Source organism: Geobacillus zalihae NBRC 101842 (assembly GCF_001544135.1).
In the GTDB taxonomy this organism is placed as follows: Bacteria; Bacillota; Bacilli; order Bacillales; family Anoxybacillaceae; genus Geobacillus; species Geobacillus zalihae.
In genome coordinates, this window is record NZ_BCPV01000010.1 from 39357 (window position 1) to 54858 (window position 15502).

18 protein-coding genes are annotated in these 15502 nt (G+C 56.7%); 4 read left to right on the plus strand and 14 right to left on the minus strand.

All coding sequences use genetic code 11. The features are described 5' to 3' along the window. Window positions 1–41 precede the first annotated feature (41 nt). Window positions 42–686, plus strand: coding sequence for an acetoin utilization AcuB family protein (locus GZ1_RS05080; RefSeq protein ID WP_060788024.1), 645 nt, complete (start codon window positions 42–44; stop codon window positions 684–686). Then, window positions 683–1852: an acetoin utilization protein AcuC gene (locus GZ1_RS05085; protein ID WP_011232283.1), complete on the plus strand. Its 1170-nt coding sequence runs from the start codon at window positions 683–685 to the stop codon at window positions 1850–1852. Before GZ1_RS05080 ends, GZ1_RS05085 begins: the two co-directional genes overlap by 4 nt. A gap of 163 nt (window positions 1853–2015) precedes the next feature. Here the strand turns inward: GZ1_RS05085 and ccpA are convergent, their stop codons facing one another. The 12 genes from ccpA to GZ1_RS05140 all read right to left on the minus strand — a co-directional run bounded on the left by ccpA (window position 2016) and on the right by GZ1_RS05140 (window position 13019). Beyond that, on the minus strand, window positions 2016–3008 hold the full coding sequence (ccpA, locus tag GZ1_RS05090) for a catabolite control protein A (RefSeq protein WP_023633315.1): 993 nt from the start codon (window positions 3006–3008) through the stop codon (window positions 2016–2018). Window positions 3009–3210: 202 nt separating this feature from the next. Further along, complete coding sequence (locus GZ1_RS05095; RefSeq protein WP_011232285.1) at window positions 3211–4293, minus strand: bifunctional 3-deoxy-7-phosphoheptulonate synthase/chorismate mutase; 1083 nt, start codon at window positions 4291–4293, stop codon at window positions 3211–3213. Between the two features lie 211 nt (window positions 4294–4504). Next, complete coding sequence (gene ytxJ / locus GZ1_RS05100; RefSeq protein WP_013524360.1) at window positions 4505–4834, minus strand: bacillithiol system redox-active protein YtxJ; 330 nt, start codon at window positions 4832–4834, stop codon at window positions 4505–4507. 5 nt (window positions 4835–4839) lie between these two features. Next, complete coding sequence (locus tag GZ1_RS05105) at window positions 4840–5235, minus strand: YtxH domain-containing protein (RefSeq protein WP_060788025.1); 396 nt, start codon at window positions 5233–5235, stop codon at window positions 4840–4842. Window positions 5236–5250: 15 nt separating this feature from the next. Beyond that, window positions 5251–5664 carry a DUF948 domain-containing protein gene (locus GZ1_RS05110; RefSeq protein ID WP_011232288.1) on the minus strand — a complete coding sequence of 138 codons (414 nt, stop codon included), beginning with the start codon at window positions 5662–5664 and terminating at the stop codon, window positions 5251–5253. 146 nt (window positions 5665–5810) lie between these two features. Then, window positions 5811–7115, minus strand: coding sequence for a UDP-N-acetylmuramate--L-alanine ligase (gene murC / locus GZ1_RS05115; protein WP_011232289.1), 1305 nt, complete (start codon window positions 7113–7115; stop codon window positions 5811–5813). 153 nt (window positions 7116–7268) lie between these two features. Next, complete coding sequence (locus GZ1_RS05120) at window positions 7269–9626, minus strand: DNA translocase FtsK (protein ID WP_060788026.1); 2358 nt, start codon at window positions 9624–9626, stop codon at window positions 7269–7271. 106 nt (window positions 9627–9732) lie between these two features. After that, a complete protein-coding gene (gene ytpR / locus GZ1_RS05125) occupies window positions 9733–10338 on the minus strand; it encodes a YtpR family tRNA-binding protein (protein ID WP_013144448.1) in 606 nt (201 codons plus the stop codon). Window positions 10339–10358: 20 nt separating this feature from the next. Next, entirely contained in the window at window positions 10359–11156 is a 798-nt protein-coding gene (locus tag GZ1_RS05130) for a DUF1444 domain-containing protein (protein WP_011232292.1), read from the minus strand. Beyond that, entirely contained in the window at window positions 11153–11326 is a 174-nt protein-coding gene (locus tag GZ1_RS19205) for a hypothetical protein (RefSeq protein WP_014196573.1), read from the minus strand. Before GZ1_RS19205 ends, GZ1_RS05130 begins: the two co-directional genes overlap by 4 nt. A 40-nt stretch (window positions 11327–11366) precedes the next feature. Further along, window positions 11367–11897, minus strand: coding sequence for a DUF84 family protein (locus tag GZ1_RS05135; RefSeq protein ID WP_011232293.1), 531 nt, complete (start codon window positions 11895–11897; stop codon window positions 11367–11369). Window positions 11898–11942: 45 nt separating this feature from the next. Next, window positions 11943–13019 (minus strand): M42 family metallopeptidase, encoded by a 1077-nt coding sequence (locus GZ1_RS05140; protein WP_033006862.1) that lies wholly within the window; start codon window positions 13017–13019, stop codon window positions 11943–11945. A gap of 116 nt (window positions 13020–13135) precedes the next feature. On the opposite strand from GZ1_RS05140, the gene GZ1_RS05145 reads away from it, so the two are divergent. Then, window positions 13136–13435, plus strand: coding sequence for a PepSY domain-containing protein (locus tag GZ1_RS05145; RefSeq protein ID WP_033006861.1), 300 nt, complete (start codon window positions 13136–13138; stop codon window positions 13433–13435). Here GZ1_RS05145 and GZ1_RS05150 read toward each other — a convergent pair. Both GZ1_RS05150 and trmB read right to left on the minus strand, forming a co-directional pair. Then, complete coding sequence (locus GZ1_RS05150; RefSeq protein WP_060788027.1) at window positions 13430–14278, minus strand: YtnP family quorum-quenching lactonase; 849 nt, start codon at window positions 14276–14278, stop codon at window positions 13430–13432. The two genes, GZ1_RS05145 and GZ1_RS05150, sit on opposite strands and share 6 nt — an antisense overlap. Window positions 14279–14358: 80 nt before the next feature. Continuing rightward, entirely contained in the window at window positions 14359–15012 is a 654-nt protein-coding gene (gene trmB / locus GZ1_RS05155; protein ID WP_020756861.1) for a tRNA (guanosine(46)-N7)-methyltransferase TrmB, read from the minus strand. 208 nt (window positions 15013–15220) lie between these two features. Between trmB and GZ1_RS05160 the strand changes: the two genes are divergently transcribed. Then, entirely contained in the window at window positions 15221–15490 is a 270-nt protein-coding gene (locus GZ1_RS05160; protein WP_060788028.1) for a YtzH-like family protein, read from the plus strand. Window positions 15491–15502 lie beyond the last annotated feature (12 nt).

Consider the following 15502-nt stretch of genomic DNA (forward strand, 5'->3'; position numbering starts at 1 on the left):
GGCGCGCATGAAATGCCACGCACAAAGGGGAGAGGAGAACGATGCTTGTCGAACAAGTGATGAAAGCACCGGTTATCACGCTTCGCGCCACCAATACAATCGCCGAAGCGCTGCAGCTGCTCAGACATCACCGCATCCGCCATCTGCCGGTCGTCGACGAGGAAGGACGTCTTCTGGGGCTTGTGACGAGCCAAGATTTGCGCGACGCGAGCCCGTCCATTTTCCATCTTCATGAACATCTTGAAGACTTGCAAAAACCGGTCAGCACGATGATGAAAACCGACCTCATCGTCGGCCATCCGCTCGATTTCGTCGAGGAGGTGGCGGCGCTCTTTTACGAACACCGAATCGGCTGTCTGCCGATCGTCAATCACGGGAAACTCGTCGGCATCATCACGCAAACGGATTTGCTCCGCACGTTCATTGAATTGACCGGCGTTCACCAGCCGGGGTCGCAAATCGAGATCAAAGTGCCGAACGAAACCGGCATGTTAAGCAAAGCGGCGGCCATCATCAGCGAGCGCCATGTGAACATCGCCAGCGTCTTGGTGTATCCAGCTCCGGATCCGAATGAGAAAATTTTAGTTTTCCGCGTGCAGACGATGAATCCGCTTCCATTGATCCGCGATTTGCAAAACGCCGGCTATCGCGTGCTATGGCCGAACTTGCCGGGGGTTACGTCATGAGCCGAAACTGCGCATTCGTCTATAGCGAGCAATTTCTTCAGTACAAATTTCATGACGACCATCCGTTCAACCAGCTGCGGGTCAAAATGACATACGACTTGCTTTGCACGCTCGGCGCGCTCGAAGACCGCCAGATCGTCGCCCCGCGCATGGCGACCGATGACGAGCTGGCGCTCATTCACGACCGCTCCTACATCGAGGCGGTGAAAGCGGCCGGGCGCGGCGAGCTGTCGGAAGCGGCGGCGCAAAACTACGGCCTTGGCACCGAGGATACGCCGATTTTCCCAAACATGCACGAAGCGAGCGCTCTTTTGGTCGGCAGCACCCTCACCGCCGTCGACGCGGTTCTTTCCGGAGCGGCCGAGCATGCGCTCAACCTTGGCGGCGGTCTGCACCACGGCTTCCGCGGCAAAGCATCCGGCTTTTGCGTCTACAACGACAGCGCGGTCGCCATTCAATACATCAGGGAGAAATACGGACTGCGCGTGTTGTACGTCGACACCGACGCCCACCACGGCGACGGGGTGCAATGGGCGTTTTACGACGATCCGAACGTTTGCACGTTTTCCATTCATGAAACGGGGCGCTATTTGTTCCCAGGGACCGGAAATGTCAACGAGCGCGGCTTAGGCGCGGGCTACGGCTATTCGTTCAACATTCCCGTTGATGCGTTCACGGAAGACGAATCATGGATCGCCGCCTATACGACCGCGCTTCGGGAAATCGCCGACTTTTTCCGCCCGGACGTCATCGTGACGCAAAACGGCGTCGACGCCCACTATTACGATCCGCTCACCCATTTGTCGGTGACGATGAAAACGTACCGCGCCATTCCGAAACTCGCGCACGAAATCGCGCATGAATATTGCGGCGGACGCTGGATCGCCGTCGGCGGCGGCGGCTATGACATCTGGCGCGTCGTGCCGCGGGCATGGGCGCTCCTTTGGCTCGAGATGACGGGACAAGCCGATGTGTCCGGCCCGCTGCCGGATGAGTGGCGCGAACGTTGGCAACCGCTTTCACCCGTCGCGCTTCCGCTTGAGTGGGACGACCCGGATGACTTGTATCCCCCGATCCCGCGCAAGGCGGAGATCAGCGAAAAAAATGCGCAAACGGTGGAAAAGGCGTTGTATTTCATTCGCAGTCAACGCCGGGCGGGGACTTGATTTTTTTTCATTTAAAGAAAACAATGGATTTCTACGTCCTGTTTTCCTAGTCAACTTCCGTTTTCACCGAAAAACGGGCCGACTGCAAGGCGATTGCAGCTGTCAAAAAAGAAATGGAGCAAAGCAAGCAAGAAGCTGGCCCCCGTGTTGAGGCCAGCTTTTTTCATTTCGTCGACTCCCGCACTTCAAGCCGGTGCGGCAAGACAACGATATGGTGGTCCACTGGCTCTTTGTTCATATACTTCGTCAAGAGCCGCATCGCCACCGCCCCGATGTCGTACATCGGCTGCACGACGGTCGTCAGCCGCGGCCGCACCATCGTCGCCAATCGCGTGTTGTCAAAACCGACGACTTCCAGTTCATCCGGCACGCGCACCCCGTGGTCTTGGGCGCTGTGGATGATGCCGAGCGCCATTTCGTCCGTGCCAGCAAACACCGCCGTCGGCCGTTCGGCAAGCTCTGTGATTTTCTCATACGCCTCCAAGCCGGAGTCGTACGAGTTGTCGCCCTCAATGACGAGCTCTTCCTCATACGGCGCGCCGTGTTCTTCAAGCGCGCGTCGGTACCCCGCCAACTTCCGCTGGTTGATCGGGTCATCGGTCGGACCGGTCACATAGACAATGCGGCGGTTTCCTTTTTCCAGCAAATACGTCACGGCTTCAAACGCCGCCTGCTCATAGTCGATGTTGACCGAGGGAATCTCGTTCGGTCCCATCGTCGCCGCAAGCACGATCGGCACCGACGACTTTTGAAATTCGGCGACGTGCTCATCGGTGATCGTCCCGCCCATAAACAACAGGCCGTCCACTTGCTTGGCGAGCATCGTGTTGAGCAAATGCAGCTCTTTTTCTTTGTTTTGGTCGGAGTTGCTCAAAATGATGTTGTACTTGTACATCGTGGCGATGTCCTCAATGCCGCGCGCCAGTTCGGCGAAGAAAATGCTCGAAATATCCGGGATGATCACTCCGACCGTCGTCGTTTTTTTGCTGGCGAGCCCCCGCGCCACGGCGTTCGGGCGGTAGCCGAGCCGTTCGATGGCCTCAAGCACTTTTTTCCTCGTCGACGGTTTGACGTTCGGGTTGCCATTGACGACGCGCGAGACGGTCGCCATCGAGACGTTCGCCTCCCGCGCCACATCATAAATCGTTACCGTCATGTTGTTTCACTCCTTTTCGCTCGATCCGATAACCGGTCAAATTCCGAATGTATGTACAACTATCATACGATACATTATCGCCAACTCGCAACGAAATCGCAACCATTTTGCCGGTTTGTTCACAAACCGTTCACGGGTAGTTTGCCCCAACACTCGCCATCTCATCAAAAAATCCCCTCGGGCAACAACCGAGGGGATCGTCTTACGCCTGAACAAACTGACGTTGGAACGCGCGCACTTCTTCCATAAACTCGTTGAATTGGGCGATGTCCATTTGCTGGGCGGAATCGGACAAGGCGACGGCCGGGTCCGGATGCACTTCGGCCATGACGCCGTCGGCGCCGATCGCCAAGGCCGCTTTGGCGCACGGGATGAGCAGATCGCGCCGCCCCGTTGAGTGGGTGACATCGACGAACACCGGCAAGTGCGTTTCTTTCTTCAAAATCGGCACAGCCGAAATGTCGAGCGTGTTGCGCGTCGCCCGCTCGTACGTGCGGATGCCGCGCTCGCACAAAATGATCTGCCCGTTTCCTTGCGACATGATGTACTCAGCGGCGTTGATGAATTCTTCGATCGTCGCCGCCAAGCCGCGCTTCAGCAAAATCGGCTTGTTCACTTGGCCGGCTGCCTTAAGCAGCTCAAAGTTTTGCATGTTGCGCGCGCCGATTTGGATGACGTCAATATAGTCCAAGGCGATTTCAATGTCCGCCGGGGTGACGATTTCACTGATGACCGCCAAATCAAACTCATCGGCGATCCGTTTCAAAATTTTCAGCCCTTCCACGCCGAGCCCTTGGAAATCGTACGGCGACGTGCGCGGTTTGTAAGCGCCGCCGCGCAGCAGCTTGATCCCTTGTTTTTTCACGGCCTCCGCCACCGCAGCGACTTGTTCATAGCTTTCCACAGCGCACGGGCCCATGACGAAATATTGATTGCCGTCGCCGATTCGCTCGCCTTTCACTTCAACAATCGTGTTTTCCGGATGCTTTTTCCGCGAGACAAGGAGCGCCTTGCGGTGATCGTCTTCCTGCAGCTCGAGCGCTGCTTTAAAAATTTCCTTGAAAATGTGCTGCAGCGTCGATGTTTCAAACGGCCCATCGTTATGCTCGGAAATGAGATCCAACATTTTCCGTTCGCGCACCGGGTCGTAGCGGTGCGTCCCTTGCGCTTCTTTAATTTTTCCGATCTCCTGAACGAGCCGCCCCCGTTCATTGATCAGTTTCAACAGCTGCAAGTTGATCTCATCGACTCGCGCCCGCAGTTCGTCTAATCTCTCATTGCTCATGCTTTTCTCATCCTTTCGCCAAGTGTCGTGCATTGTTTTCGCCGCTTGCCGGCAAGCGGTGCCCCCGTCTTGGAGAGCGAAGTCGTTTAATTAGTGTTTATTATAATCGATGGAGCTATCGTTGTCACGAAAAAAATGCTTTTTTGATTAAACGCTTTTAAGCAATAAAGCAAAAAGTGTGCAAAAAACCGCCCGCAATAAAGGCGGACGGTCAAGCGCCGACATGCTCCGAGAGCGCGCCATACGTAATGGCCCAATGGGACGCATGCCAGACGACGCGGCCGTTTTCAAACAGCAGCACTTGCGGCGACTCGTGTTTCACCCCGGTCGTTTCGGCGATATAGTTGGACAGCGGCCGCGCCTCTTGGACGTACAGACAATATATGGGAAGCTCTGGATGGTCTGCGGCGAACTTCTCGCATTCGCCAAACGCCGCCTGGCTGATCGGGCAGGTGAGGCTATGCTTGACGAACAAAAAACGCTCCGTTTCCTTCATGACGCGGTCAAACTGTTCGATCGTCTCCAGCTTCTCCATTCCCATCTCTCTCACTCCGCTTCTTTTCGCGATGTGATGCTTTGCTCGGCGTCATCAAGCGCCGCCTCGGCTTCCTCAAGCAGCTTTTGCAGCGTTTCCCGGTCGGCTGGCCCGGCGGATGGCGGAATCGGAATCGTCGCCTCCTTGGCTTCCTCTCCATCGTTTTCCCCGCCGGCTGGCGCCGTCGTGGATTTCAACGGGATGAAGTTGGCGATTTCCTTCGTTTTCTCTTTCGCCGTTTCGATCCATTCCGCAGCCGTATCTTTTACGGGCTCCCATCTGCCTGCATGATTCCACTCCTCGAGCCATTTCCGCCCTTTTTCGCTCGTCAAAAACAACGCAGCAGCCGCGCCGGCGATGCCGCCGACCAGCGCGCCAAGCAAAAATCCACCGTTATTTTTCGCCATTCGATACACCCTCCTTTAACGATTGTTTTTTCTCCATTTTTCCCGTAAATCGAGCAAAACATTTGTCCAGCGCAACGCCTTGCCCCATTTTCCTTGCCCCAGGCCCGCCCGCGCCGACAAACCGGCAGCCGCCTGCCGAAGCGCGCGGTTGAGCGAACGAATCGTGCCGCCGATCTCTCCGACCGCTTCGATTGCGCCATTTAGCGTTTCTACTTTTTTTTGCACATCGCTGGCGATGCCGTTGGCCGTATGGAGAAGTTCACGAACTTCTTTCGCCACCGTTTGCACTTGCTCATCGGCATGGTCGATCGCCGCCGTCAGCCGGCGCAGCGTTTCCTGCAAAACGATGAGCGTCCTGGCTATGTAAACAACAAGCAGCAAAAAAGCAAGCGCGATGAGCGCCACGCTTCCATACAAAAGCCATTCCACCCGATTCCCTCCTTGCCCATTCGAACGTTTCATTCCCTTTGTACCCATCTTTTCCCGCTTTCAAACTTCGACATAGAAAAGACGGCTTCCTTTTTGAAACAGGAAAAAACGGGCCATCTTCATCACAGCCCGTTCCCTGTCGGCCGTCAGGCGGAAAGAACGGCCCGTTCGTACGCTTGTTGAAACTTTTGAATGTCGCCGGCGCCCATGAACACCAACACCGCGTCTTGATGCTGCTTCAACACGGCTACGTTTTGTTCCTCAAGCAGCTGGGAACGCGGAATTTGCGCCTGCAAATCACGGATCGTCAGCTTGCCCTCATGTTCGCGCGCCGAGCCGAAAATGTCGCACAAATACACGTGGTCCGCTTGCAGCAAACTTTCGGCAAACTCGCGCAAAAACGTCTGCGTCCGCGTATACGTATGCGGCTGAAAAATCGCCACCACTTCGCGCCCCGGATATTTTTGCCTTGCCGCCTCCAATGTCGCCGTAATTTCGCGTGGATGATGCGCGTAATCATCGATCAGCACTTGGCGCCCGACCGTTTTTTCACTGAAGCGGCGCTTCACGCCTTGGAACGTTTGCAGCCGCTTGGCGATCGTGCCCGCATCCACCCCTTCGTAGTGGCAGAGGGCGATCACGGCGAGAGCATTCAATACGTTATGAGTGCCGAAGCGCGGAATGGCAAACGAAGCGAAAAATGTGTTGCGCACGAACACATCAAACGCCATCCCTTCCGTCGTCTTGACGATATTGCGCGCCTGAAAATCGTTTTCTTCGCCGAATCCATAAAACAAAATCGGCACTTTCGCCTGAATGTTCGGCAAATACGGATCATCCCCGCAGGCGACGATCGCTTTTTTCACTTGATTCGCCATTTGCTGGAAAGCGGAAAACACATCGTCGACATTGGCAAAATAATCCGGGTGATCAAAGTCAATATTTGTCATGATCGCATAATCTGGAAAGTAGGAAAGGAAGTGCCGGCGGTATTCGCACGCTTCAAACACAAAGTATTTGCTCCCTGGCTCTCCTTTTCCCGTGCCGTCTCCGATCAAATAGGACGTTGGATGGGCTCCTTGCATCACATGGGCAAGCAACCCCGTCGTCGTCGTCTTTCCATGCGAACCGGTCACCGCGATGCTCGTAAACTTGCCTGCCAGCTGGCCTAAAAAGCGATGGTAACGAATGACAGGCACACCAAGCTGACGGGCCGCCTCGATTTCCTCATGCGTATCCGGAAATGCGTTGCCGGCAATGACCGTATAACCTGGACGAATATTGTCTTTCGAAAAAGGCAGCACCGGGATTCCCCGCTCTTCAAGCGCCTTTTGCGTGAAAAACCATTTCTCTACATCCGACCCTTGCACCGTATAGCCAAGGTCATGAAGCACTTGCGCGAGCGCGCTCATCCCCGTGCCTTTAATGCCTACAAAATGGTAAGCTGTCATCGTTAAGCCCTCCAACCATCGTCTCTCTGTAAGACAGTATATGATATCCATCTCGTTTTGCCATTTCTCTCATTGCGGTGCACCATTCATTTCCCCATTATAGCACGCAAGGAGGCAAAACACTACCGCCCGCCCAAAGGAGGCCGCCCGCCCTCAGCTGTTCTGCTCGCGCCAGCGCTCCCACTCATCCTCGCTCATCAACACATCGCGCGGTTTGCTGCCGCGCGCCTCCGAAATCAACCCTCGTTCCTCCATCATCTCGATCAACCGGGCAGCGCGGTTGTAGCCGATGCGGAAATGACGCTGCAGGCTCGATGTCGACGCCCCTCCTTGGGCGATGACAAACCGGCACGCCTCCTCGAACAGTTCGTCATCCTCGCCGCCCATCGACGCCGTTTGCCGAAAATCGTCCGGATCAAACAGATAGGATGGGCCTTGCTTCTCTTTCACGTGCGCTGCCACCCGCTCGATTTCCTCATCAGAAATAAAGCAGCCTTGCAGCCGCACCGGCTTGGCCGAACCATTTTCCAAAAACAGCATATCGCCGCGCCCAAGCAGCCGCTCAGCCCCATTCACATCTAAAATGGTGCGCGAATCGACTTGGGAGGAGACGGAAAACGCAATGCGCGTCGGAATGTTCGCCTTGATCAATCCCGTGAGGACATCGACCGACGGCCGCTGCGTCGCGATCAGCAGATGGATGCCGCACGCCCGCGCTTTTTGCGCCAGCCGGCAAATCGATTCTTCGACATCGGCTGGAGCGGCCATCATGAGGTCCGCTAGCTCATCAATGACGATGACGATGTACGGCAGCGGCGGCTCGCTGCTTCCGCGTTCGCGAAGATGGGCGTTATACTTTTCAATATCGCGCACGCCGGCGTGGACAAACTGTTCATACCGCCGTTCCATTTCGCCGACCGCCCACTTGAGCGCCCCCGCCGCCGCCTTCGCCTCGGTGATCACCGGGCTGAGCAAATGCGGCAGCCCGTTGTACGGCGCCAGTTCGACCATTTTTGGATCAATGAGCAGCCATTTCACTTCGTGCGGCGCTGCTTTATACAACATGCTGATAAGCATCGCGTTCATGCATACGCTTTTTCCCGACCCGGTCGCCCCGGCGATCAGCCCATGCGGCATTTTTCGGATGTCAGTCACGACCGGCGCACCGCTAATGTCAAGCCCAAGCGCCACGGTAAGCGGCGATGGGCTTTTACGGAACGCTTCGCTTTCTAAAATTTCCCGCAGGCGCACCGGACGGCTCGTTCGGTTCGGCACTTCAATGCCAATCGTCCGTTTTCCCGGGATCGGCGCCTCGATGCGAATATCTTTCGCCGCCAGACTGAGTTTGATATCATCGATTAAACTCGTAATCTTGCTCACTTTCACTCCTAAATCCGGCTGCACTTCAAACCGCGTCACCGTCGGTCCTTGCGTCGCCCCAACGACTTTGGCGCCGATATGGAAGCTCGCAAACGTCCGGTCCAAACGCTGGCATTGGTCGCGAAGCCACTGCTCGTCGCGTTCGGCCGCTTTCTCGGGCGGTTCAAGAAGCGCCAATGGCGGCAGTACGCAGCCGTTCGATCGATTCGCCGCCTTTTCTTCGAGTTTGCGCCAATCTTGCTTTAACATGATCACATTATACGGGATGCGCGTTCGTTCGGGGCGGGAAGCCTCCTCCCGGCCCGCGGGCGCCGCCGAGTGACGGATTTCGCGATCTGGGGTCGTCTCCCGCTGTTCTGTCGAAGAAGCGCTCCCTCCGTCTCCATTCTTCCTCATCTGTGACGGCACCCCTCGTCCTTCGCTCTCCAAGCCGCCGTCTGTTGCGTGCGGCGCGCGTTCGTTGCCTCGTTCGTCCAGCTCCTGCCCTTTCTTTTCATCCGCCTCGGCATCACGTTCTTCCTGCCCTGCCGCCGGCGCCAGCTCATGTTTTCCTTCCGTTTCCATAACAGCCGCGGGCATCGCTCCGCTCGCGTCTTCGTTCCATTCCTCTGCCCCCTTGGCCAAAGGCGCCTCTTCTTTTGGCGGTTCAGCCGCCCGGCTTTCCGTGCCCTCTCGCGCGTCTCGCCGTGTCGCTTCGCCGCGGAGGGCCTCTTCCCGAACCGCCTCATCGCTCCGATTCTCCATGTCCCCCGCACCGGTCAGCCCGGGTTCATCCGCTCGTTGCCGCTGTTTCCCCCGATTCCGATCATATCCAAAAACCGGGGATGGCACATCGGACGGGCGGAACAGCCGTTTTTCCGCTATTTCCCTTGAAACGCCAGCTGACGGGCGCCGACTCGGCAGCGGCCGGGATGCCTCGCTTTTCTCCCGCCTCGGCCTTTCCTGATTTTCACCCGGCTGGTCATCCGGAATCAACGGAAAGCGGAAGCGGCCTTGCGGATATTGGTAAATGACATTCACCGCGCCGCGTTCGGGCATGCCGGCCGACAGAGGGGAATTCGCTCGCTGTTCGTTCCCTTCCTCTTCCTCATCGCTCGTGAGAAAACGAAGCCATCGTTTCCAAAATTTCATCCATCACGTCACTCTTTCTTTGCCTTCATTGTCGGAAAAAACGCCACTGGCGTCGTTCCAGTGGCGAAACAACAGTCGGAATCCGTCTGCACCGCCCGTCGGAACGTCAAAAAACGAACGGCTGGCCGACCTCATACTCATCGGACAGCACCAAAATGCCTTTCTCCTGCGGGGCGTTTGGCAGCCCAAGCTCGCGGGCCGAACAAATCATGCCGGATGACCGGACGCCGCGCAGCTCGCTTTCTTGAATGACGAGGCCGTTTGGCATCACGGCGCCGATTTTGGCGACGACGACTTTTTGCCCTTCGGCGACGTTCGGCGCTCCGCAGACGATTTGCAGCACCTCACCGCCGACATCGACTTGGCAGACGCTCAATTTATCGGCGTTCGGATGCTTCGTTTTCTCTTTCACATATCCGACGACAAACTTCGGCGACAAGTCAGCTTCGATCGGTTCGTCAAAACCGTTTTTCGCCAAGATGTCGTTGATGACGCCGACGAGCTCCTCATTCACTTCCAGCGGACCGTTGCCGGAAAACGGATAGTACGAAGACGCGGAAAAAATGTTATAGCCGACCGTCTCGCCCGTCCGTTCGGACATGATGCGGACGACATCGCCTTGTCTGACAAACGTCCGTTCCTCATCCGCCGCCGGTTTCAGCGACACGAGCAGCACGTCGCCGACCCCTTCTCGGTTGTAAAACACGTTCATCGCTTCATTCCTCCTTGCCGCTACGTTCTCCGTTTTTTTCCTAAAATAAAAATCGGTTCAAGTTTCCCATTTTCGTATAAAAACGACAGCGCCGTGATCGGCACGCGGCCGCCGGCAAAAAAGCTCATCGTCATTTGCGCGAGCACGTCATAACCGATGTCGTTGCGGACATCAGCGATGATGAGCACATCTTGATGCGGAACAGCGACGGCCATCGTTCCTTCCACGCGCGCCCGCATGCCGGCCAAAAACGATTCGTTTAAAATGCGGCTCGCATCATACCCGTCATTGGTGTTCACAAAATAAAACACGTTGTCCGCCACCCGATCCTCTTTCACCGGCGTCGGCAGCGACCGAACGTTGAAACGGGCGATTTCCTTCACCCGCTCGCGGCTCCATTTGTCTTTCTCCAGCATGCGCTCATCAATCAAGCGATACGTTTTGCCTAGGTCGAGCGCATAGTAAATGCGCGTTTCGGCTGTATGATCATCAAACAGCAACGGAATGCCTTCTTTCGTCTCCGTCGGAAACGACGCCGAGCGAATGACGGGATAAATGTTTCGCTCGTTGCCGGAAAGCGCCGCGTCTTCCTCCATCGTTTTCAACGTTTCCTCTACATAATAAACGACTTCGCGCACCGCCTCATCTTTTTGTTCGTGCCATTTGGCGATCACGCCGGGAAGCGAGATCGTGACGCCTTTTTTCGTGCGGCGGTCTTCGACGCGCATCGCGTCTTGCTTGGCGTCAAAGCGAAACGTCCAGTGCCGGTGGGCGACGAGGCGCTCTTTAATCTTCTCATACATTTGCCGGCTGTTCATTCGTGTTCCTCCTTGTTTTGCCGGCGGCCGTGCCTTCCGTTTCCCTCTTTCGGCCGGGACTTGGCCAAAGGCGCATCCGGCGTTGACAATGCCAGGCCATGCCCGTGCGGCGTTTTCCACCGTTTGACGTTGCCAGCCGCTCGGTCTAGATCCTCGCGCGGCCCGCTCATTCAGCCGCCCGCCATCATCGGCATGACCGTTCGTTATTTATCATACATGGAACGACCCGTTTTGACAAAGCCATTCATATTGACCGGCCAAAAGCTCGACGATGTGGGAAAACATCGCCGATCGGTCAACGCGCCCGTTCGTCAATACGCCGACCGCGCCTTCTTTCCGCCGAACGTTCCTCCGCCCGGTGTACGCTTCCATCACGTCGCCGAGCTCGCGCCCCGCCTCGATGCCGGTGCCGACGTCCGGCGGGAGGGCGAGGCGGGCGCCGGCGGCGGCCACCACCACTCCGTTTCGGTCAGCGAGCGCCCCCCAGTTGCACAGCCACCATTGCCCATCGATCTTCGTCACGCCGCCTTCCAATCCGATGCCGATGTCCGCCTCCGCCGCTTCGAGCGCCCGTTTGGCGCGCCCGATGGCGCCAAGCCGCGTCTCCTCATCGGACAGCGGCTGCGCGGAAACGCCTGATGGCACCTCAAGCGATACAATGCGGTATTCCTTTTCCGAAAGCACCGCCCGAACGGCGGCGATTTTCGCTTCGTTGTTCGTTCCAACCGCAACAGTTTTCATCCAGTGCCCTCCTTGTCATGGAAAAGGAGAAGCGTTCGCTTCTCCTCAGCTGTTTTGGCGAATCGTCTCGACCGTCGTCCGGTCGCACCGTTTGACGAGCTCAACGATGAGCTGTTTGGCCGCCGCGTAATCATCGATATGAATGATCGACGCATGCGTATGAATGTAGCGGGCGCAAATGCCGATCACCGCCGACGGCACGCCGCGGTTGGCGATATGCACCCGCCCGGCGTCGGTTCCGCCGCCTGGGGAAATGAAAAACTGATACGGGACGCCAATCGTTTCCGCGGTGTCAAGCACAAACTCGCGCATGCCGCGGTGCGTAATCATCGTCCGGTCGTACAAGCGGATGAGCGCCCCTTTGCCGATATGGCCGAACGCCTGCTTGTCGCCGGACATGTCGTTGGCCGGGCTGGCTTCCAAGGCGAAAAAGATATCCGGGTTGATCATCGCTGCCGCCGTCTGGGCCCCACGCAGCCCGACCTCTTCCTGCACAGTCGCTCCAGCGTACAAGACGTTCGGCACTGTTTCGCCGTTCAGCTCTTTTAACAGCTCGATCGCCAACCCGCAGCCAAACCGATTGTCCCACGCTTTTGCCATCACGGTTTTTCCGTTGGCCAACACCGTGAATGGGCTGACCGGCACGATCGGCTGACCGGGGCGGACGCCGACTCGTTCGGCATCTTCACGGCTTTCCGCTCCGATGTCAATCAACATGTTTTTCATCTCCATTGGTTTCTTGCGCTGCTCCTCATCAAGCAAATGCGGCGGAATCGACCCGATCACGCCGATGACCGGCCCTCCGTCCGTGATAATCTGCACGCGCTGGGAGAGCAGCACTTGATCCCACCAGCCGCCGAGCGGCTGAAACCGAATCATGCCATTGTCGGTGATCGCCGTCACCATAAATGCGACTTCATCCATATGGCCGGCGACCATCACCGTCGGGCCCGCCTCATCGCCGCGTTTGACGCCGAAAAGGCTCCCGAGGCGGTCTTGCACAATGTCATCGGCGTATTTCTCGAGCTCTTTGCGCATAAACTGCCGCACCGGATGTTCATAACCCGGTGCGCCTGGAAGCTCGGTCAACGTTTGGAATAATTGCAGCGTGTCCTCATTCATCACGCGTCTCCCTTTCTATGTTCGATTTCACCGTTCCGTTTCTTTCCGTCCTTCTTACATGTTCCGCCAAAATCGGCTATACTAAACCGTATCAAAGCGAGAAGGAGGAAAGAAACATGGCTTGGAAACAGTGGCTCGTCGGCGCCGCCGTCGGTGCGGCCGTCGTCTATGCCATCCGCTCCGCTTCCAAACCGGCGCTCCTTGCCCCGGAACAAGCGCTGGCCATGGCCAAACGCGCGCTTGGCGGTCCGCGCGCCATCCGCGGTTCCTGGATTCAATCCGCCCCGGAGCGGTATGAGAAAAACGGCCTGGCGTACACCGTATACCGCGGCGGCGTCTGCCGCGACGACGGGGATGACGAGTTTTTCATCAACGCCTACACGGGAGCCATCGTAGACGCCAAGCCGCTGTCATAGCGGCCGCTCCCGCTTCACGACGGCGGCCATCGTCCCGTCTTCCTGCCATTTCACAGCCCGATAGTAGACATCATGGTAGAAGGTAAACCACGCATTTTGCTTTACGCCGTACGGGAGCCATCGCTGTTTGGCAAAAATCGAATCCATCGGGTAATCGTCGTACGCCATCACCCAAAGGACGTTTTGATGGGCGTGCGTGCCAAGCAAATCGCCAAGATGAATGGCCATCTCCCCGTCTGATTCGATGAGCACGATCGCATGCCCGGCGCTATGCCCGCCGGTATGGATGAGGCGGATGCCAGGAACGACTTCCGTTTCCTTTGTAAACGGAACGACTTGATCCGCGATCGGCTCCCAATTTTCTTTCCAATACGTATTGCGCGATCGGATGTTCGGGTTTCGCATTTCCTCCCACTCGACATCCGAGGTGATGATCGCCGCGCGCGGAAACGCCGGCACGAGCCGTCCGTCTTCCCAAACGGTCAATCCGCACGCATGGTCAAAATGCAAATGGGTCATGATGACGATGTCGATGTCGCGCCGCGTCAGCCCGAGCTTGGCAAGCGATTCATCAATCGCTGATTCTTCCGTGACGCCGAAGTTGCGCTTTTGCTTGTCGGTCAGCTTGCCGTTGCCGATGCCGGATTCAATGAGCAGCCGTTTTCCATAGGCTTCCACCAAAATCGGATCGGTGCGCAGCTCGATTTGATTGTTGTCGTTCGGAGGATATTTTTTCGACCAAAGCGGTTTCGGCACGACGCCAAACATCGCCCCGCCGTCAAGATGGGTGACGCCGCCTTGCAGCCATGTCAAGGTGACTTGTCCAATTCGCAACTGTTCCATTTCCTCTCTCCCCCCTCCACTAGTGTACCATTTTCTCCATCAATCGGAAATAGAAAAAGACCCGACCAATCGGTTCGGGCCTATGACGACCGCCGCGGCGGGCGCACCGCCTCGCATCGGTAAATGCGGTTTCCTTTTAAGGAAAATTTTTCCTCATACTCTGTCATGACATTGTCCGTCATGCCGCTTTGATGCAAGTCGAGCTGGACCGATGCGAGCACAAACCCATATTGCGACAAACTGACAAGCGAGTATTCGAAAAACGATTGATTGTCCGTTTTCAAATGGATGTCTCCGTCTTCCGCCAAAATGCGGTCATAGAGCGCCAAAAAGCCCCGATACGTCAGCCGCCGCTTTTCGTGCCGCTTTTTCGGCCATGGGTCGGAAAAGTTCAAATAAAGGCGCGACACTTCCCCGTCGGCAAAAAACGCAGTCAGATCTTTCGCATTGGCGTTCAGCAGCTTGACGTTCGCGAGCCCGCTTTCGATCAGTTTGTCAAGCGCGGACACGAGCACGCTCGGGTACAGCTCGATGCCGATGAAATTGACATCCGGATGAAGTTTGGCCATTTCCGTGATAAATTTGCCTTTCCCCGTCCCGATCTCGACATGGATCGGCCGATCACGGCCGAACAGCTCGCGCCATCGCCCGCGCTTTGCTTCGGGATCGGGAATGACGTATTGCGGATACGCGGCGATTTTGTCTTTCGCCCACGGTTTGTTGCGCAAACGCATATTGACACCTCAGCCTTGTTTCCGTTTGTTGGTTTGACGATACCACACTCGCGCCAAAGAAGCAAACGCGAAAAAACGCCCGGGCCTGAACGCTCTCCCATCTACGCTCACGCGTGGAAGCAGGGGGTCTTTTCGGTTTCGAATCATAAACTCGGCTCGATCCGGGCATGATAAAACCGTACAGCCTGGCGAAAGGATGGTGACCAGCATGCCGCTCGACTATAACCATCAATTGACCGTACTTCGCGACATTTTATCCGAACATCAGCTCGATTGCTGCGGAACGGTGTCCGAATGCGAACAAATTGAACGGCTCGCTAAATCGCTGCTCGCCAACGATGAGGTGGACGGCCAAGTCAAGCAAATTCTCCCCCATATTTACGCTTATGGCCAAGGCGGGAAATACAGCACTGATTTAAACGCCCACATTTCCGCCCACCAAGGCCAGCTCGCCGATTGGGTGAATGGGCTGTCCTGACCGCGGCGTCTC

Bases quoted from the DNA above. Each gene is read 5' to 3' on its own strand.
- GZ1_RS05145 (WP_033006861.1), top strand. From the start codon at position 13,136: ATGGCTTGGAAACAGTGGCTCGTCGGCGCCGCCGTCGGTGCGGCCGTC.
- murC (WP_011232289.1), bottom strand. From the start codon at position 7,115: ATGACAGCTTACCATTTTGTAGGCATTAAAGGCACGGGGATGAGCGCG.
- GZ1_RS05150 (WP_060788027.1), bottom strand. From the start codon at position 14,278: ATGGAACAGTTGCGAATTGGACAAGTCACCTTGACATGGCTGCAAGGC.
- GZ1_RS05120 (WP_060788026.1), bottom strand. From the start codon at position 9,626: ATGAAATTTTGGAAACGATGGCTTCGTTTTCTCACGAGCGATGAGGAA.
- GZ1_RS05140 (WP_033006862.1), bottom strand. From the start codon at position 13,019: ATGAATGAGGACACGCTGCAATTATTCCAAACGTTGACCGAGCTTCCA.
- GZ1_RS05095 (WP_011232285.1), bottom strand. From the start codon at position 4,293: ATGAGCAATGAGAGATTAGACGAACTGCGGGCGCGAGTCGATGAGATC.
- GZ1_RS05105 (WP_060788025.1), bottom strand. From the start codon at position 5,235: ATGGCGAAAAATAACGGTGGATTTTTGCTTGGCGCGCTGGTCGGCGGC.
- ytpR (WP_013144448.1), bottom strand. From the start codon at position 10,338: ATGAACGTGTTTTACAACCGAGAAGGGGTCGGCGACGTGCTGCTCGTG.
- ccpA (WP_023633315.1), bottom strand. From the start codon at position 3,008: ATGACGGTAACGATTTATGATGTGGCGCGGGAGGCGAACGTCTCGATG.
- GZ1_RS05080 (WP_060788024.1), top strand. From the start codon at position 42: ATGCTTGTCGAACAAGTGATGAAAGCACCGGTTATCACGCTTCGCGCC.
- ytxJ (WP_013524360.1), bottom strand. From the start codon at position 4,834: ATGGGAATGGAGAAGCTGGAGACGATCGAACAGTTTGACCGCGTCATG.
- trmB (WP_020756861.1), bottom strand. From the start codon at position 15,012: ATGCGTTTGCGCAACAAACCGTGGGCGAAAGACAAAATCGCCGCGTAT.
- GZ1_RS05160 (WP_060788028.1), top strand. From the start codon at position 15,221: ATGCCGCTCGACTATAACCATCAATTGACCGTACTTCGCGACATTTTA.
- GZ1_RS05085 (WP_011232283.1), top strand. From the start codon at position 683: ATGAGCCGAAACTGCGCATTCGTCTATAGCGAGCAATTTCTTCAGTAC.
- GZ1_RS19205 (WP_014196573.1), bottom strand. From the start codon at position 11,326: ATGAGCGGGCCGCGCGAGGATCTAGACCGAGCGGCTGGCAACGTCAAA.
- GZ1_RS05130 (WP_011232292.1), bottom strand. From the start codon at position 11,156: ATGAACAGCCGGCAAATGTATGAGAAGATTAAAGAGCGCCTCGTCGCC.
- GZ1_RS05135 (WP_011232293.1), bottom strand. From the start codon at position 11,897: ATGAAAACTGTTGCGGTTGGAACGAACAACGAAGCGAAAATCGCCGCC.